General features: G+C 48.7%; 15 protein-coding genes. 11 read left to right on the top strand and 4 right to left on the bottom strand.

Translation table 11 applies throughout. From position 1 onward, the window contains the following. Together BWI97_RS11095 and BWI97_RS11090 are read right to left on the bottom strand one after the other, a co-directional pair. Complete coding sequence (locus tag BWI97_RS11095) at positions 1–531, bottom strand: ferritin (RefSeq protein WP_094809304.1); 531 nt, start codon at positions 529–531, stop codon at positions 1–3. A gap of 239 nt (positions 532–770) precedes the next feature. Further along, on the bottom strand, positions 771–1,121 hold the full coding sequence (locus BWI97_RS11090) for a hypothetical protein (protein WP_094809306.1): 351 nt from the start codon (positions 1,119–1,121) through the stop codon (positions 771–773). Positions 1,122–1,411: 290 nt separating this feature from the next. Here BWI97_RS11090 and BWI97_RS11085 point away from each other — a divergent pair, with 290 nt between their 5' ends. Beyond that, positions 1,412–3,748: a TonB-dependent receptor gene (locus tag BWI97_RS11085; RefSeq protein WP_158242739.1), complete on the top strand. Its 2,337-nt coding sequence runs from the start codon at positions 1,412–1,414 to the stop codon at positions 3,746–3,748. Positions 3,749–3,852: 104 nt separating this feature from the next. On the opposite strand, the gene BWI97_RS11080 is transcribed toward BWI97_RS11085, so the two are convergent. After that, on the bottom strand, positions 3,853–4,425 hold the full coding sequence (locus BWI97_RS11080) for an outer membrane beta-barrel protein (protein ID WP_094809310.1): 573 nt from the start codon (positions 4,423–4,425) through the stop codon (positions 3,853–3,855). A gap of 438 nt (positions 4,426–4,863) precedes the next feature. Between BWI97_RS11080 and BWI97_RS11075 the strand changes: the two genes are divergently transcribed. The 10 genes from BWI97_RS11075 to BWI97_RS11035 all read left to right on the top strand — a co-directional run bounded on the left by BWI97_RS11075 (position 4,864) and on the right by BWI97_RS11035 (position 17,357). Next, a complete protein-coding gene (locus BWI97_RS11075) occupies positions 4,864–6,141 on the top strand; it encodes a hypothetical protein (protein ID WP_146010914.1) in 1,278 nt (425 codons plus the stop codon). Continuing rightward, on the top strand, positions 6,141–6,566 hold the full coding sequence (locus BWI97_RS11070) for a hypothetical protein (protein ID WP_094809315.1): 426 nt from the start codon (positions 6,141–6,143) through the stop codon (positions 6,564–6,566). Before BWI97_RS11075 ends, BWI97_RS11070 begins: the two co-directional genes overlap by 1 nt. A 120-nt stretch (positions 6,567–6,686) precedes the next feature. Continuing rightward, positions 6,687–8,225, top strand: coding sequence for a hypothetical protein (locus BWI97_RS11065; protein ID WP_102201044.1), 1,539 nt, complete (start codon positions 6,687–6,689; stop codon positions 8,223–8,225). An 87-nt stretch (positions 8,226–8,312) separates the two neighbouring features. Continuing rightward, positions 8,313–11,876, top strand: coding sequence for a cell division protein FtsA (locus BWI97_RS11060; protein WP_102201043.1), 3,564 nt, complete (start codon positions 8,313–8,315; stop codon positions 11,874–11,876). A 71-nt stretch (positions 11,877–11,947) separates the two neighbouring features. Then, positions 11,948–13,234: a hypothetical protein gene (locus BWI97_RS11055; protein ID WP_102201042.1), complete on the top strand. Its 1,287-nt coding sequence runs from the start codon at positions 11,948–11,950 to the stop codon at positions 13,232–13,234. A gap of 92 nt (positions 13,235–13,326) precedes the next feature. Next, positions 13,327–14,922: a hypothetical protein gene (locus BWI97_RS11050; protein ID WP_102201041.1), complete on the top strand. Its 1,596-nt coding sequence runs from the start codon at positions 13,327–13,329 to the stop codon at positions 14,920–14,922. A 135-nt stretch (positions 14,923–15,057) separates the two neighbouring features. Then, on the top strand, positions 15,058–15,702 hold the full coding sequence (locus BWI97_RS11045; RefSeq protein ID WP_233207810.1) for a hypothetical protein: 645 nt from the start codon (positions 15,058–15,060) through the stop codon (positions 15,700–15,702). After that, positions 15,699–15,824: a hypothetical protein gene (locus BWI97_RS28905; RefSeq protein ID WP_255402852.1), complete on the top strand. Its 126-nt coding sequence runs from the start codon at positions 15,699–15,701 to the stop codon at positions 15,822–15,824. Before BWI97_RS11045 ends, BWI97_RS28905 begins: the two co-directional genes overlap by 4 nt. A gap of 22 nt (positions 15,825–15,846) precedes the next feature. Then, a complete protein-coding gene (gene ispE, locus BWI97_RS11040) occupies positions 15,847–16,650 on the top strand; it encodes a 4-(cytidine 5'-diphospho)-2-C-methyl-D-erythritol kinase (protein WP_102201040.1) in 804 nt (267 codons plus the stop codon). A 116-nt stretch (positions 16,651–16,766) separates the two neighbouring features. Then, positions 16,767–17,357 (top strand): cytochrome c oxidase subunit 3, encoded by a 591-nt coding sequence (locus BWI97_RS11035; RefSeq protein ID WP_233207809.1) that lies wholly within the window; start codon positions 16,767–16,769, stop codon positions 17,355–17,357. A gap of 14 nt (positions 17,358–17,371) precedes the next feature. On the opposite strand, the gene BWI97_RS11030 is transcribed toward BWI97_RS11035, so the two are convergent. Then, entirely contained in the window at positions 17,372–17,872 is a 501-nt protein-coding gene (locus tag BWI97_RS11030) for a GNAT family N-acetyltransferase (RefSeq protein WP_102201039.1), read from the bottom strand. Positions 17,873–17,927 lie beyond the last annotated feature (55 nt).

Genomic DNA, 17,927 nt, shown 5'->3' with positions numbered 1-17,927 from the left:
TTATTCGACTTCCAGCTTCGTAATTTTATATACATTACGGTCGATAGTAAAACGACCGATGCCTTCTTCGCCAATAACGTCGAAGAGTTCAAGGGCCCGACGGGCGTTGATTTCTTCTTCAACTTGCTCTTTCACAAACCATTGCAGGAAGTTTTCGGTAGCGTAATCTTCTACGCGACGGCAAAGACTTACCAGACGGTTGATGGAATGCGTTACGTTGATCTCACTTTGCAGAGCCGTTTCGAATACACTGCGGAAGGAAGGATATTCGTGAGGAACAGCTCCTACTTCAGGTGAATAAGCCATTACACCCTGATCTGCCAGGTAATGGAAGATTTTGAGCATGTGCTCACGTTCTTCTTCCGATTGTTTGTAGAAATATTTGGCAGAATACAGGAAACCATTCACTTCGCACCAGGAAGCCATGGCTAAATATTTAGAAGAAGCTTCTGCTTCCATTTTAATCTGAGCATTCAAGGCTAATTCAACTTCCTCTTTCAGTGAGGTGCGGAGGCGTTGCAAATCTTTCATGTTAATCTTATTTTTTTAATGCGATAGTTCAAAAAAATGTGCTCGTTGCTATCGCCCGGGGATTTAGATCGTTGGTGGGCAATACTTTCTACACCACAAAGATATAGGCTCTCGCGTAGAATGCAATACTAACGCATTGAAAAAGAGTAATTTAGAAATAATCTCAGTAGCAAAATAAATAAGGGCTCCGTGGTTTATATGCCAACGGAGCCCTTTATTCAAAAAAGAAGTATTGTTCGTTAGTACGAATAGGTATATAAAACTTCGTGTAACATCGAATTGAGATTCAGGGTAAACTGCGTACCCGCCAGTAAGTCACGTAATTGTACCAGATCGCACAGCGTCAGCACCAGTTTCTGATCGGATTTGGGTGCTTCCAGTACTTCAAAATCGTATTCATCGTCGAGATTAAAAATCATCTCGTGAAGATTCACTCGTTCTGCTTTCCGACGAAACAGAACGAAATCTGCCATTCGGAATGCCATCACCTGATCAGCAAAATTGAGAACAATACGATTCGTTAGATCGCATTGGTAAGTCACTCCTTTCGAAGTACGGTACAACTCGTGAAGAGAAACGTTAAGGCTCATGGAACGGGTACGTGAAAATCTCCTCAAAGATAAAGACAGAAGGGTGATAGAAACAAATTATTTAGAATCAATAAAAATTATTTGAAAATTATTTGGAATAAATCTAAATAAACTACTTCCTTTGCAATGTCTAAGATGGACTAATGGTTAGGGGACAGCTTCATCTTAAGCACTCCATCGTTTTTTTGCTCGTTGTTATTAGAAAAAAGCCTTCGTCTTGCGAGGGCTTTTTTTATGAGGAGCTATCCTCTCTTCTCCATTGCACCCCTCATTTTATTCCCTTCTTCTCCATGAAAAAAAACTATCTACTCTTTCTGATGCTGCTTGGGGCATGCACAAGCCTTTGGGCACAAACGGGCCGTATTCAGGGGACTATCACGAGTTCTGACGGTAAACCGACCAGTCAGGTAACGATTTCGCTCAAGGGTCGTTCGGTCGGAGCTACTTCTAACGAGTCAGGCCAGTATGCCATCGAAAAAGTAAAAGCTGGTACATATACCTTACGCGTGAGTTTTGTCGGCCTGAAAAGCCAGGAGCGTGAGCTGGAAGTTCGTGAAAACGAAACCACGCAGGCCGATTTTACGCTGGTAGAGACGGCGGAACAACTCGAAGAGGTACTGGTGAAAGGCACCAACAAGTTCGGGAATAAAGAAAGTGAATATGTAGCCCGGTTACCCATCAAGAATCTGGAGAATCCGCAGGTATATAATGTTCTTTCCAAAGAGCTTGCTACCGAGCAAATCGCCGTAGACTATAAAAACCTGTTACAAAACGTGCCCGGTGCCGGGGTTGGATTCGGTGGTGTGAACAATGGCGTTACCTACCTGATCCTACGCGGATTCTGGGTAACCAGTCAGATGCGGAATGGCATGGCTTCGCAACAAAGTGCGGGAATTGACCCCATCAATGTGGAGCGGGTAGAAGTACTGAAAGGACCCTCCGGTACGCTCTTTGGTTCCAGTCTAATTTCTTTTGGTGGGTTTTCCAATCTGGTTACGAAAAAGCCATACGCTGATTTTGGCGGTGAGATTTCCTATACGGGCGGCAGTTGGAGCTTGAATCGACTGGCTGCGGATGTCAACACGCCGCTCAATAAAGAGAAAACGGCTCTGTTCCGCCTGAATTTGGCTTCGCACAATGAAAAAAGCTTTCAGACTTACGGCTTCAATCGGAATTATACCGTTGCCCCCAGTTTGTCTTTTAAAGTCAATGATCGCCTTTCCTTACACATTGATGCCGAGTTTTTCCGGACGAACCGTACTACGCTTCCCGCGTATGCCTTTGGCAAAGCAGGATTCAAAAATATCAAGGATACGCCGCTGGCATACGATCAGGCCATCAACAGCAATGATCCGCTCCTGAAAATGGGTACGCACAACGTCTTTGCCAAGGCAGAGTACAAACTTTCGGATCAGTGGACTTCCGCCACGCAGTACGCCTACGGAAACATTCAGTACGATAATGTCAACTATATGTACCCGGCTACCTGGACGAGTGATAGTACCATTGCCCGTAGTCTTTCGGCGGCTCGGAATAGCTACACCCGCTCCATGCAGTTTCAGCAGAATTTCACGGGTGACTTTCAGATCGGCCGTTTCAAAAACCGGATGGTTGTCGGTGTCGATGCATATTACACGGCCAGCCTGACGCAGTCGTACGGCATTGTGAATTACGATGTAATCAATATCCGTAAACCGATTGTACCGATCTCCCTCTCCCGTCTGGAAAACATGGTCGCGAATGCGAACCTCACGAATACCTTCGCTGAACAGTATCGCTATAGTGCATATGTATCAGATATACTGAATCTGACGGATCGCTTGATGGCGATGCTGAGCGTACGGGTCGAAAAATTCGATAACAAGGGCACTTCTGTCAACGGACAACCCGCAGCGGCAGCCGGGGTGTACAGCCAAACGGCCGTTTCTCCCAAGTTCGGTCTGGTGTATCAACCCATCAAAGAGCAACTTTCGGTGTTTGCCAACTACATGAATGGCTTTCAAAACGTAGCTCCCGTTACTCAGCCCGACAATTCAATCCTGACGCCCTTGCCGCAATACGGTAATCAGTGGGAAGTAGGGGTAAAAACGGAGGCTTTGGCCCAGAAACTTACGGCTACGGTGAGTTACTACGAAATTGATCTGAAAAATGCCATACGCACGGATCCAACGCGGCCCGGGTTTTCCATTCAGGATGGTCAGCAAAAAAGTAAAGGGGTTGAGGTAGACATCGTGGCTAATCCCTTACCCGGCTTAAATCTGATTTTGGGTTATGGACACAATGAATACAAATACACCCGGGCCAATGCCAGTCAGGAAGGCTTGAGCAATGGCTTGCCGGCCGATATTGCTAACTTCTGGGCTAGTTATAAATTCACGCAGGGAGCGGCGAAAGGATGGGGGCTAGGCATTGGCGGGAATCACGTTAGTACAATCTATCCCAATAACGTCGGTGGAGGAATCACGATACCCGCCTATACAAAGTTTGATGCGACCGTGTATTACGATCAGCCCCAATGGCGACTGGGAATCAAGTGTAATAACCTGACCGATAAACGATACTGGGGACTTAACTATGATCCACAAAACCCCAGACAGTTACTCGTCAGTCTATCTTATAAGTTATAAACGGGCGTTACCACCAACGCTGAATAAAAAACCGAAAGAGATTCCTGAGCTACAGGAATCTCTTTCGGTTTATAAAGGCTGAAGGAAAAATATTTGAATCGGGACTACTTTTTCAAACCAAAGTTTTTGGAGATGCCAAAGTTTACGCCATCTCCAAAGGTTAGTTTAAAATCATTCAGGTTGCTGGACGAGTTTTTAACCTTGGCCGTACTGTAGCTCAGGTTCCCAAAACCAAAGTTCAGGGCGAATCCATTTTTCATGTTCACGCCGATCGCCGGAAAGAATACGCCCTGAAAGCCGTTGTAGCGAGTATCCGCATCCTGCTTTCCGGAGAGGTAAGTAGCATTGAATTGACCATACACAGCGAAGATGTCCGACAAAGCCCAGGCATAACGGACAAACGGACCTACGGTGAATTGAGAAGTTTTCAGATCCGCTCCACTGGCAGTGGTTGATTTCGTAGAACTCGTGCCTAAGACCAGACCACCCGTCCAGTGGTCATCCCATTGGTAACCCACGGCAGGACTAAAGTTGAACGTATTCGATTTCGCACTCGACCCACTTAATTTCTGAGATTCTAAACCTAGCGTCCCGTACACCAGCACGGTATTTTGTTGAGCAAAGGCTCCGGCCATGCTGAAGGTTAGGAAGCATAGACTGAAAAGTACTTTTTTCATGGATAGGATTTGTAAAAAGTATAGATGATTCGTTGGATAGTGATGTAAAGTAAAATGAGTATATAAGCTTAAATATTATTTGTTAGTTGAATAGTTACTAATTGTCGTCGAATGGTTATTTATACTCGTTAAAGAGATAAATACTTAGCCGAGTAAAGTAGATGCAAAAGTGACTGATGCAGTCAAAGCGTAAGAGAGGGGTAGTGGGGATAGTGATAAGCCAGCAAGCTTTTCAGGACACGCTAACGGCGATTTATATACATTGGTAAGAAAAATCTGCCCTTAGGCCATAAATCAGTTGGAGTTTCGTAAAATTCGGAACAAGTTCGCGTCGTTCTCTGGTACGGGAGTTTTTCTAGAAACTCTCCAAGCATTTGTAATCTTATGTACATATTCTGGTCTCGAACCTATTATTATGCTTTAGCAACCATATTATGTTTGTTGCTGATACAATGTGGCCCTGGCAAAGGCCCTGATCAGCATATTGATAGTGTGGAAGTAGTCCCCCCTCCGAAGGAGATAATTCTATCTCCTAAAAACCTCAAAGCCAAGCTTTATCTGGAAGCCAGTGGCAGTATGTTTCCCTACGATGCGGCGGGGAGTACGGGAGAATTTGACGAAGCTCTCCAGAAACTGCTGACGGAATTTGAAACCCAGAAGTCGGGTTCGACGGAATTGTTCGTTGTCAATGATAACGTGTATCCGATGGGGGTGAGTTTCCAGCAGTTGGTGGAACAACCCAATATTTTCACGCTAACCAAAGGGAAAGGCGACTCCAAACACACTGATTTCAGCCTTATTTTTAAAACGATTCTTTCCGACCTGAAAGAAGGAGAGGTAGGCGTCCTGTTTTCGGACCTGATCTACTCGACGGAATCAACGACCGCCCAGTCGGCAACGAAAATTCTGGCGGATGTAGAAACACTCATGCAAACGACCTTTGCTCCGCAGACCAAAGGAAAGTCGCTTTTGCTGCTGAAACTCAATGGTCAGTTCAAGGGTACGTACTATCCCCACAACGGCGGAGGTAAACCCTACAGTGGTTCGCGGCCGTATTACATTGCCCTGATGGCTACGAACGCCACGATGAAAGCTCTGCTGGCAGATCCTAAATTTGAGTCGCTTTCTCGCTTCTCTGAATTGCCGGGCTTCGACTCTTTCCATTATTTTACCAGTGCCACCGATAACCTTCCATTTTATACGGTGTTATTAAAAGACGCCGAACAGGCCGGGCAATTTGAGCAAAGTCGTCAGGAACGCAAGGAACGCTCCAACATCGTGCATACGCTCGAAAATATTAAGGCCGACCGCAAAACGCGGGGGCTGACCATTGCTCTGGGCGTCGATCTGGGCGGTTTTTATCTGCCGGAATCCTACAAGGCCGATCCCAAATCCTACGAGATTGAATCGGACGAAGGCTTTAAAATCCAGAAAATTGTAGCGGAGAAAGGGCCGGAGGGCTATACCCACAAGTTTTTGCTCACTACGCCAGAACCGCAGGGTGGGGGAAAACGTGAAATTAACATTCGACTCAAACGTAAATTCCCGCCCCGCTGGATTACGCAAACGCATACGCAGGATGATAGTAACCCGAATGCCGATGCCTTTGCGGAAACCACGTTCGGTTTGCTCAACTTTACCCGGGGTATTGAAAAAGCGTACAATCCCCAAAACGCCGACACCTATTTTACAATCAGCCTTACTTTGAATAATTAATGGAAAATCTACTGTACGACTTTTACGCTCTCTTTGTTGAGAACTCCCTGCTCAATGATTTATACGACGAAACGCTGCTGACCTCCCTGACGCTCACCATGCTGGTCTTTGTACTGGTAGGAGTAGCGATATATTATTTCGGGATGAACAAAGTACGTTACGCCAAAGCCTCTACCTGGCTGGCCGTACTGGGTAGCAGTGCCGTACTGACCATGATCGTCGCTATTGTGACCTGTTCGCAAAAGGCGGCTCAGGAAATTCCCCGCCGGAAGGGACACCCCGAGCAGGGTCGGTTTTTTGATCAGGGCGGCAGTATCTTCTTCGGCTTTGGCTTCGAAATGCTGATACTGGCGGCTATTCTCTTTTTTGTACTATCGCTGGTTGTAAAAAACGTAAGTACCAACAACCGGAAAATTCCATTTTGATCAGTTTACTGTTGTCGGTTTTCTGTTTTCAGTGGTCGACTCTTGCATCGTAGAATCATTGAAAACTCTAAACCGCAGCGGCGGCCGCTGAAAACTCAAAACTGAAAACTGAAAACTCCCATGTCTCGACTCTTTTTGTTTGCGATTGGAGGTACCGGAGCCCGGGTGGTAAAGTCGCTGACGTATCTACTGGCTTCGGGCGTTAAGCTCCGTAATACTACGCAGGTGATCCCCATTCTGATGGATCCCCACGCGGAAAATAAAGACCTGAAGCGAACCAAGGAAATTCTGAATCAATACCAGAACGTACGGTCTTCGCTGCAAAATCCGCCTTCGTCGGGACTGTTTGGTACTGACATTCAAACCCTGAAACGTCAGTTGCCCAGTGCCTCCATTGCGGATTCGTTCCAGTACGAACTCAAGGGCGTAAGCGACGAAAAATACGGCAATTACATCGGCCATGACTCGCTGGATGAATCCAATCATGCCCTGGCTGATCTGTTGTTTTCCAAAGAACAGCTGGATACCAAAATGGATATTGGTTTTGTGGGGAATCCAAATATTGGTTCGGTCGTACTGAACCAATTCCGGGAATCGGAAGAGTTCAAAGCCTTTGTCAGCTCGTTCAAGAGAGAAGATAAGGTATTCATTGTCAGTTCCATTTTTGGAGGAACCGGAGCCGCTGGTTTTCCGCTGATTCTCAAGAATATCCGTGGGTACGGCGGCTCGGATGCCAAAGACGTTCGCGAAGCCCGGATCGGAGCCGTGTCGGTTCAGCCGTACTTCGATGTATACTCGGCTGGTGCTCAGGACAAAGCCATCGATAACGCTACCTTTATTTCCAAGACAAAAGCGGCTCTGGGTTATTATCAGAACAGCCTTTCCAACAAAGAATATCCCAAGCTTAACGCCCTGTATTACCTGGCCGAAAGCTACCGGAGTCCGTACGAGTACGATCCCGGAGCGGGTGGGCAACAAAACGATGCTCACTACATCGAAATGGTAGGGGCCCTGTCGGTCGTAGACTTCTGCGAACATGCCAGCGAGCTAGAGTGCACGGTACGCGACGGCCAAATCATTGCCCGCAATCCACGCTACTCGGAGTTTGGTTTGGGCACGAGCAATAACCGACTGAATTTCGCGGATTTTGTGGATCGTACGCGGCAGGTCATCGCCCGACCACTGAGTCAGTTCGGCATTCTGAGCCAATACCTGAAAACCCGGGTGGAACGCGATGGTATTCTGGGCAGCAACAGTGCTCCCTGGACTAGTAAGGAAGCTCCCAAAATTGGTTCGGATTTTCGTCAGACGAAGTTCTACCGGAATCTGCACGACTTCAACGAGAACTTCCGTACCTGGCTGCTGGAGATGAACGATCACGACCGGAACGTCTTCAATAAACGCACCTTCCGCCCCTTCAATCTGGCGACGGAAGATTTAGGGAAGTTTATTCCCGGTTTCGAGCGAACCAAGAAAAACTTCTTTGGGAAAACCGTAGACGTAGAAATCGAGATGAACAAAGGGGAATTCGATGAATACCTCAATGCGGAATCCAAGGGCAAAACCTACGTTACGCCGGAAGACAAATTCCTGACGCTAATGAATACCTGTACGGATCAATTCCTGCAAAAGGAATATTCGCAGCTGTCCGGAAGCTAAGAAGGCATCGCTTTCATTCATTGGAACCCTACGGAGCCATGAACCGGGTATCAGCTCTTTTCATGGACTCCTTCATTCATTGAACTTATGTCAGACCAGTCATTAAAACGCGAACTAAACCTGCACGACCGCTCGGCTTCGGTTGATGGGCATTGGTTTACTTCGCAACCCTATACTACCGATCTGATCGAGGCGATTCAGGACAAGGCCAAAGGGGATACGGAGAAAGATCCGACGTCCATTCCCAGTCCGTTTGCCCGATTTGATCTGGTGAAATCTGCTTTCCGTAATCTGATTTTACGCAGTGACCTGAAAGGATCCTTGAACGACGAACGGCTGGTTTCGGCCTGTTTCGACGTGGGTGAAATCTTCTTCAATTACGATAAATTCAAGTCGCCCCGTGGCCCGGTCCGAATCATTACCTGGGATCGGGAACAGGCTCTGCGTACGTTGCAAAACGGCTCGCGTAACCACCAGCGTCTGGGCAGTGCCCTGGATCTGTACCTTCGCGAAGACGCCGCCAGCTACAACTTCGGCGGCTTGCGTAAGCTGTTTATTCTGCATTACCAAAGTCGTGAAGGAACGGGCGTGATTGGAGGCACTTCGCCCGCTACGCTGTTTTTTACGGCTCCGAACGCTCTGGATTTCGTGGATATTCACTTCGGAAATCACCGCGTATTTGACCGGAATAATCCCGTACCCCTGCACGAACGCGACATTGAGTACCAGGTATTCTGGCACGGATTGAAGCGTTTTATGCCGGGTTTCCGGGAATTGTACCCTGAAGTTTCCGAGTATCTCAGCCGCAGTCTGGAGCTACTGCATGCCCGAAATTATGACACCTGGCAACGAATCGGATCCAATGGCCAAAACCTGCGGGAAGAAGCCTGGAATGCCGATTTTCCGGAGCTGGAATTCGATACCAACTACACCGTCGAATTTGCTTCCACGGGACAGGGACCCGCCTTCAAAATGCGGAAAGCAGCGTCGGGACCGGAAGTCATTCAGGGCCTGAGTCATTTCCTGATTAGTCCGACCGAAGAGCTGGATGAGTACGGCGTTAAAAAACAACGCTACACGGGGAAACCGGCCCCCATGATTCTGTCCAGGGATTTCTTCGAGCCCATTCCGTACACGCGGATTCCCTGGCGGGACACGATTGACGTAAAGCATTTTGTGTCCGAAGACTGGCGTACCAACCAGCGGCAACTGCCCGGTCAGGCGGATTTTTATCCCTACCTGACGACCAGCGATTTCCTGGAACCGCATTTGATTCGGCTGGTCTACCCCATTCATTCCCAACGGTACTTTGACGGTGGTTTGCGGAATGTACAAAAGAGCTACCTGTTACCGCTGAAATCGGATTTCTTCGAGTTTTTCTCCGCTCAGGATCTGATGCGGGGTGGGGAAGTCAACATTCAGATGGAAGAACGGGCGGGCGGTTCGGTTCGCGTGACCTTACAGATTCCGCTGGGAAAATGGGACGTTGCTCAGCAAAAAGTAGTACCCACGGGCCGGACGCTGAAGCTCTCCCGGATGTACTACGATGATCCGACCAAATCGCCCAACGAGGAGAAAAACGAAGGCGTCATTGCGGAACATCAGTTTGGCATGACGGTATTCCCCTTCGTCAAGATGAAACGTCCGCCGCTGGCTAATTTCAAACCCATGTACCGGGTGCATCTGGTGGATCGGGACGTGTCGGCTCAGACATTCAAGAACGAATACAAACTCAGTTTCTTCGATCAGAATAACCAGCTTATTCCCGTGCCTGACAACCGGGTTCGTCCGCGGAGTCAGAAAGATATTGGTACGGGTGCTAAGTCAGAGGTTCACGTTGTGGAGGCTGATTTCGAGCGAATTACGGTTGAAGTGGCGGGTCATCGCGGCGTCATTTTACCGAAGTTCGAAGTACGCGAAATGAAGGATACGGTTTTTACCTTCGCCGTCGATTTCGGTACCACCAATACGCACGTGGAGTTTACCACCTCCGACGATCGGCAACCGCGGCCCTTTACCATCGACGACGATGTACAGATCGCGACCCTGCATGACCCCACTTTCCCCGAGCGGGATGGGTCATTCAACGGTACGCGAGCCATACCCATTGCCGAACTGGTACCGCAGGAAATGATGCCCGAACACCTGGGTGAAGCGTATCTCTGCAAGTTTCCGCAGCGGACGGCTCTGATCGAAAACCGGCCTAATTTTTCGGGTGAAAATCTGTTCGGCTTCGGGGACTTTAATATTGGATTCCTGTACGAAAAGCGGAATATTCCCAAGGATGACTATACCATTTCAACGAATCTGAAGTGGTCCGATTTCAGTAAAAATATCAAGGCTCAGAAGCGGATTGAAGGCTTCCTGCAGTCGCTGTTGCTATTGATCCGGAATAAAGTACTCATCAATGGCGGGAACCTGGCTCATACCGAATTACTCTGGTTTTACCCCCTGAGTATGGTTGAAAACCAGCGGAATTACTTCGAAGGACTCTGGAACAAGCTTTACGCCGAAACCATCAGTCGCGAGCGGATGCCCCGGAAAGTCCCTGAAAGTATTGCCCCTTTCTACTGGTATAGTCGGGGAGGTGGTAGTAGTCAGCCCATTGATTCCAACATTTACCCGACGGCTCTGATTGATATTGGGGGAGGCACGTCCGACATCGTTATTTTTGAAGGAAACCAGCCGAATATGCTGACTTCCGTGCGTTTTGCCGGTAATGCCGTATTCGGCGATGGCTTCGCCCGGGACGGAGCAGCGGCCCGTAATGGCTTCGTCAAGAAATACGATCCGGAAGTAAGCTCGCACCTGTCGGCTAATTTCAGTAACCTGCACCGGGCTTACGAGTCGATCAAGGCGAACAACCGTTCGGAAGATATTGTAGCGTTCTATTTCTCGCTGAAAAACAACCTGGATTTACGGGAAAAAGCGGCCTACGATTTCAACGACCGGCTCGCCAATGACTCCGATCTCAAAATTGTTCCGCTGGTATTCTATACGGCTCAAATCTACCACTTGGCCCGTTTGATGAAGGCGAAAGACAAGAAGATGCCCCGATATATTGCCTTCAGTGGAACGGGTTCTAAATTGCTCGACATTCTGACACCCCGAAACGTGGCTCTGGCCGATCTGGCCAAGCTGATTTTCGAAAAGGTATACGAGGCTCCTTACCACGCCGACGGACTCGACATTGTACGTGAACGCAATTCGCCCAAGGAATCGACTTGTAAGGGTGGTTTGAAAATGCCCGGACTGAACTTCTCCCGTGAAGACGACGGCACACTGGAAGCCCAGATGGACCGGATCAAAACCGTTTTGCTGGGTACGAAGGAAGATCGTATCGTGGTACGTGGCGATACGTATCAGCACATTGACGGGGAGGTACTGCAGGGCGTAGCCGATGAAGTGAAAGCGTTTGTGGATATGCTCTTTAGTCTGGAGATTTCGTTCAGTGGAAAGTTCGGTGTGAACGAGGGCCGACTGGATCAGTACAAGAACATTCTGCTGCGAAACCTACTACAAAATGTGTACAGTGGTTGGGAAATGCGTCGGGAATCACTCGAAAACCTGAACAGTCCGGTTGAAGAAACACTCTTTTTCTATCCTCTGCTGGGAGCTTTAAATCAGTTAGCCTGGGAAGCGGCCAGTTAGAGCCGTTTGGAAATTTTTATCGACGCGGGCCCGTAGTAGGGTCCGCGTTTTAACCAACCTTGAATCTTCGTATGCGTCGAGTCATCATTCTTGTTTTGTGCCTGTTCTGGACGGTTTCCGGATTTGCCCAAACGGCTTTGGCCCGTAAAGAGAGTACGTTTCAGGAAGCTGGCGGTGTGAATACCAAAGCTACCTACGCTGATTTCTTTAAAAAATTGATGGATTTTTTCCTGGACAACAAGGCTACGCCCAGTGTGGCGGTAGTGTTGCGTCAACTGGAGCCGTATCTGAGCCGACCGCTGACCGACCAGGACAAGACGAAAGTCAATAAGATTCTTACGGAACTGGAGAATCTGAAAGAACCCGATCCAAAAACGGGTGAGAAGGTGTCGATCCTGAAAACCCGGGTAGCTCTGGGCAGTTTTGTAACGAACCTGCGGACTGAAATTACGGAATCCGAAATCATCGACAGCGGCGATACAACCGTAGCCGATGGTACGGAAGTAATGCCCGATACAGTAGCTCGGGAAGCCCTCGATGGCGTTCCGGTTTTGCCGAATAAATCAGGTGATTCACCCTGGATTTGGTGGATCATTTCGGGAATAAGCGTACTCGCCGCTGCCGGGCTGGGTTATTTGTACCTGGACGAGAAAAAGAAACGGGAACGAATTGACCGGCAAATGCTGAATACTTCGAGTCAGGCGAGCCAGAGTTACATCAAAATGCAACAGCTTGAAAAGCAGGTACCGCAGTTGATTGAAAAAATCAAAGAATACGAGAAAGCACTGAAAGAGTACGACAAGGCTCTGAAAGACGCTCAACAGAAGAACGAAAACGAACGGAACCGCTGGTTACAGGACATGCAGAGTTTACAGGCGGCAGCGGCGAAGGAACCGGAGCTGGTAAAAGAACCCGAACCTGTAGTGGTGCCTCCCCAGCCGCCTCAACCCCCCGTTGCTCTGGCTCCCGAAGAGCCCGAACCGATGCCGGAACCTGCGGCGATTCCAGCTCCGGTAACTATGGGCGGACTTGAGGTATTCTATCTGTCGACGCCCAACAAAGATGGCTCGTTCCGGGATATTCGAGGAGCACAGTTTGATCCTTCCCAGTCGCTGTATCAGGTACGTCTGACGGGCCCGCTGGATGCGGAATTTGAATTTGTGGATGATCCGGGTTTGGTTAGCGAAGCCCTGCGGTATCCGGAAACCTTCCTCGATCCGGTGTGTGATTACGGCGGAGGCATTGAGTACGGAGCCCGCCGGATTATCACCGTTGCCAAAGGGAAACTAGCCAAAGCCAGTGTAGATTCGGATCGGTGGGAGTTGCAATACAAGGCAATCATTCGATTCGAAAATTAAAAGCGATGAGGGTTTGGGGTAGTTACGTGTCAGTACCTTCGGGTGCCTACACGTAACTACCCCAAAGCCTAAGTATCAAACGAAAATCCCACATGACCCAACTAATAGAAATCGTCATTATCCTCGGAATTCTGGTAGCTCAGGGCTGGGTATGGCTGGATACACGGGGTAGAATTAGTCGATTTCGCGAATTAATTCCTGAAGGTTCCGTCTTTAGCCTTCGGAGGTACCGGATACTGCGGCAGGATCTGGAACAGTTGTCCACCGCCGAAGTACTCAAACAGATTGAGAGTCTTTCGCAACGTACGCACGTAAACGATCTGCAACTCGAAGAATTGACCCGTCGGGAAGATCAACTGGTCGTACTCCTTTCCAAAGAGCTCCACGAGGTCATGCGGGCGGAAGCAGAGGCGGAGTTACAGCAGATACGCCAGGACCTCTGGAATTTCAAAACCATGAATCCGGGTCGCGAAACGCTGGAGTTGCCTCTGATTGTCTCGACGGATAAAACCGAGGGCATCGGCAAAATTCTTGAAAGCATCAATACCTACCTGATCCGCAATCGTACCTCGTTGGCGGATTTTAATTTGTTACGCGACATTACTGAACGGAATCTGGATGCGGAAGAAGAAGGCATTAATCTGACCATGCCCATTCCCCTGTACCTGGGTCTGATGGGTACCATGGCGGGTATTGTGATCGGTCTGTTTGCCATGCCAGCCGTAGGGTCGGCCAGCTTTTTACAGGGCGAAGGTGTTAATAACCTCATTGGCGGCGTGAAAATTGCCATGTTGGCGAGTTTAGCGGGTCTGCTGCTGACGGTACTTAATTCCTGGACGTTCCGCAATGCCAAAGCTACCTTGGAGAGCCGTAAACAGGGCTTTTTCTCTTTCCTGCAAACGGAGTTATTACCCATTCTTTCCGAAGGCGTAAACGCGGGCATCTTTGCGACGCTTAACCGGAGTATTCAGGACTTCAGTACCACCTTTCGGGACAATGTGCAGGAACTGAGTGGCATGGTGGATAAAAATCACGCGTCATTGATGGCCCAGCAGAAAGCCCTGGATACCCTGCAAAAAGTAGATCTGAATCGAGTCGCCAGCTTTAATATTCAGGTGCTGAGTCAGTTGGATAGTAGTCTGGATTCGTTGGAGAAATTCGGGTATTACCTCAATCAGCTGAATGGATTGGTGGATAATACGCAGAAAATCGTCGAACGTACGCAGAACGTCGAAGACATTTCCGTACAGATTTCCAAAAGCCTCCAGCAGTCGCAGGATCTGTATCTATACCTGACGAGCCATTTCAAGCAACTCGATCAGCATGGGCAGGCTTTCAACAATAAAGTAGGGCAGTACGATGACTTGATCGATCAAAGTCTACGAGCACTGGATCGTACCATCCACGATCAGTTGAAGAGCATCGAAGACATCAAGATTCGGGAAATCAACGCGACGGATCAGTACTTCACCCAAAACCGCGATAAACTGAGCAAGCTCGATTACCTGGAACTGCTCGAACGCAATGCCGAGGTGTACCAGAAAGAAAACGCCCAGCGGCAGGAGCAGATTCGTCAGCAACTCGAAGCCTTAGGCCGTCAGCAGGGCCAGACCCTGCAACTCATCGAACGCATGGTGAAGCGGATGGAAAAAGGAGCCTGGAGCCGCATGTTCTCAACAAAGAGTTAGCCAGCTCATCCCGATTTATAACCATCATGGAATGATCGGGGCGTTTTGGTCAAGCGTCTTAGACGCGAAACCATTCTCCACCCCGATTACAAATCGGGGCGAGCGGATTCTTAACGCTATTAGTCAATCAAATCATTGAAAACCAGACATACCGATTTTTTCTGGCCGAGTTATACCGATCTCATGACGAGTCTGTTTTTCGTCATGCTGGTGCTGTATGTACTGACGGTCGCTATTCTAAAGTCAAAAGAGGAGGGGTATATCAACGATGCCCTGAAATACCAGAAAATTCAGACCATCGAGCGGGCGTTGCAGGAGTTAAACGGAACCTATTTTCGCTATGATGAAAACAACAAACGGTTTCGATTGGGGGTGGACGTTAATTTTAAACCCAACCGGGCCGATATGAGCGAACTCGACGCCCGCACCCGCAATGGCTTACTCGAAGCGGGCAAGGTACTATTCCGAAAAATCAAGAACGTAGCCAAAGAAAACCCGGATGTCAGTTATATGGTTGTGGTAGAAGGCAATGCCCAACGAGCGAATGACAACTGGCAGAGCAGTTTCGGGCGTCAGAATGGGTACGAACTCAGTTATCGCCGGGCCCTGGCTCTGGTGGATTTCTGGAAGCAAAATGGCATCAACTTCGATCAGTTCAAGAATTGTGAAGTCCTGATTGTAGGGAGTGGCCATTTTGGGAAATCACGCGATCCCCGGAACGAAAACGCCAATCGCCGGTTTACCATACAGATCACTTCAAAAGTGGGTAAATCGCTATGAAATTTTATTGTTTACTGCTCTTACTCGGCCTGGGGCTGATGAGTTGTGCCGGTTGTTCCAAAAGTGGCAATCGCCGTCACGACCGAGATACGGTTCGCGTAGCCGAAGAACCGAGACCCTAGCCGGCTTCGTTTAAAAACTAGTATGGTTGCTTTTCCCAACGCCAAAATTAACCTTGGCTTATACATTACCGAAAAACGCTCGGACGGGTACCACAACCTGGAGTCCGTGTTTGTACCCGTAGGCTGGAGTGACGTACTCGAAATTCTGCCCGCTTCCGAAACAAGCTTTCGCAGTACGGGTTTGCCGATTCCAGGTGAAACTTCAACCAACCTGTGTTTACGGGCCTATGAACAGCTGCGAAAGGATTTCGATCTGCCTCCCGTACGAATTCACCTGCATAAAGTAGTACCCATCGGGGCCGGACTCGGAGGTGGCTCTTCCGACGCTGCGTTTACGCTGAAAGTACTTAATACGCTTTTTGATCTGAAGCTCAGTACGGAAGCCCTCGAAGCGTACGCTCGGCCGCTGGGCAGTGATTGTGCCTTCTTTATTCAGAACGAAGCAAAATTCTGCGTTGGAAAAGGCGATGAGTTTTCAGAAATCATGCTTAATTTAGCTGGAAAGTCGATTCTATTGGTTTACCCAGACCTCCATAGCTCAACTGCCGAAGCATACGCGGGCATTCGTCCACGGGCGGCTCAGGCTCAATGGACGCAGGTATTACAACAACCCCTTCATACCTGGCAAGCATCCATAACGAATGATTTTGAGCAGTCGTTATTTCCCAAGTATCCCCAGCTCGCTCAGATCAAACGCCAGCTTTACGAAGCCGGGGCGGCTTATGCCAGTATGTCGGGATCAGGTTCGACCGTGTACGGGATTTTTGAAGGAGAAGTACCAGAGGCTCTGTTTCCACAGCTTACCACCTGGCAGGGAAAATTATAAGTGAGTCAACGGTTTTTAGTTGCCATCGGCAGTTTTGTTACGCCATTTCTTACATGCCCATGAGAGACCAACGCAGACAGCTAAAAGCCGGGGACCGAAAACGTCCATCTGAATCTATGACCTGGCTTAGTAAACGCCGCGAGCCTTTTGGATTTATGTTACGCCTGGCCATGTTCGGCAGCGTGCTAATCTTCGTTTTTGTTCTGCTGGCTTACATCCTGCGGCGACACGGGGATACGAACTGGGACAATGTCACCCTGCCTCGTATTTTCTGGCTTTCGACGGCTGTTATTCTCGCCAGTAGTGCTACCCTTCATTCGGCCAAATCAGCGTTCAGGAAAGAACACTTTCTGAATTACCGAATCATGCTCGGTCTGACGCTGGCTCTGGGCTTTACCTTTGTCGTACTGCAGATCATCGGATGGAATGAAATGCTGCACCGCGGTATATCAATGCAGGAAAGTCCGGCCGGGGCCTTTATCTATATGATTTCTGGCCTACACGTGTTGCACATTCTGGGTGGACTCTTTTTTCTCGCCCGTGGCTTCTGGGAAGCCCTTCGGAATCATAAATACCTGGATGCGTACGTCTACAGCGTCAATCCACCTAATCAGCTGAAGCTGAACCTCATGACCCTGTACTGGCATTTTGTCGATATCCTCTGGATTCTGCTCTTTGCCTTCATGGTGTACAATCATCGACGATAGTGATCAGGCTAAAATCAGGAGCGGCGGAGACTGTAGAGGTGCTCGTCAACCACTACCTGATTTTTAATCATAGCCTGTTTTAAAACCGCTTCTTTCTCAAAACCCACTTTCTCCAGTACCCGCATCGAGGCCGTATTAAACGCAAAAACGCCCGCCCATAAGCGGTGTACCTCCGGGAACGTCTGCCAGATTTGCTGTATCCACAAGTCAAGGGCCGTCGTCATGACACCTTTCCCCCAGAAAGGCTCGCCTAACCAATACCCAATTTCTGCACTTACCCGATGAATATCTGTTCCCGGAATCAGACCTACGCAACCAGCAAAACAATTATCAACTGTGATGGCGGCATTTAGCGTCGGCTGACTGCGGCCATAATCAATCCATGCCCGAGCATGATCAAGGGTATACGGATGCGGAAAAATATCTCGAACATTATCATAAATCGAACGGTTATTAGCTAGGAATGCCAAAGCTATTTCGTCTTCGGGTATAAGCGTTCGAATGTGAATGTGCATTGCAAGACAGAGACAGGTGAAAATCAGGCGTAAAAATCAATTAAAAGAATAAAAG

Source organism: Siphonobacter sp. BAB-5405, from assembly GCF_002872335.1.
GTDB lineage: Bacteria > Bacteroidota > Bacteroidia > Cytophagales > Spirosomataceae > Siphonobacter.
This window is presented reverse-complemented; position numbering and strand designations above follow the sequence as displayed.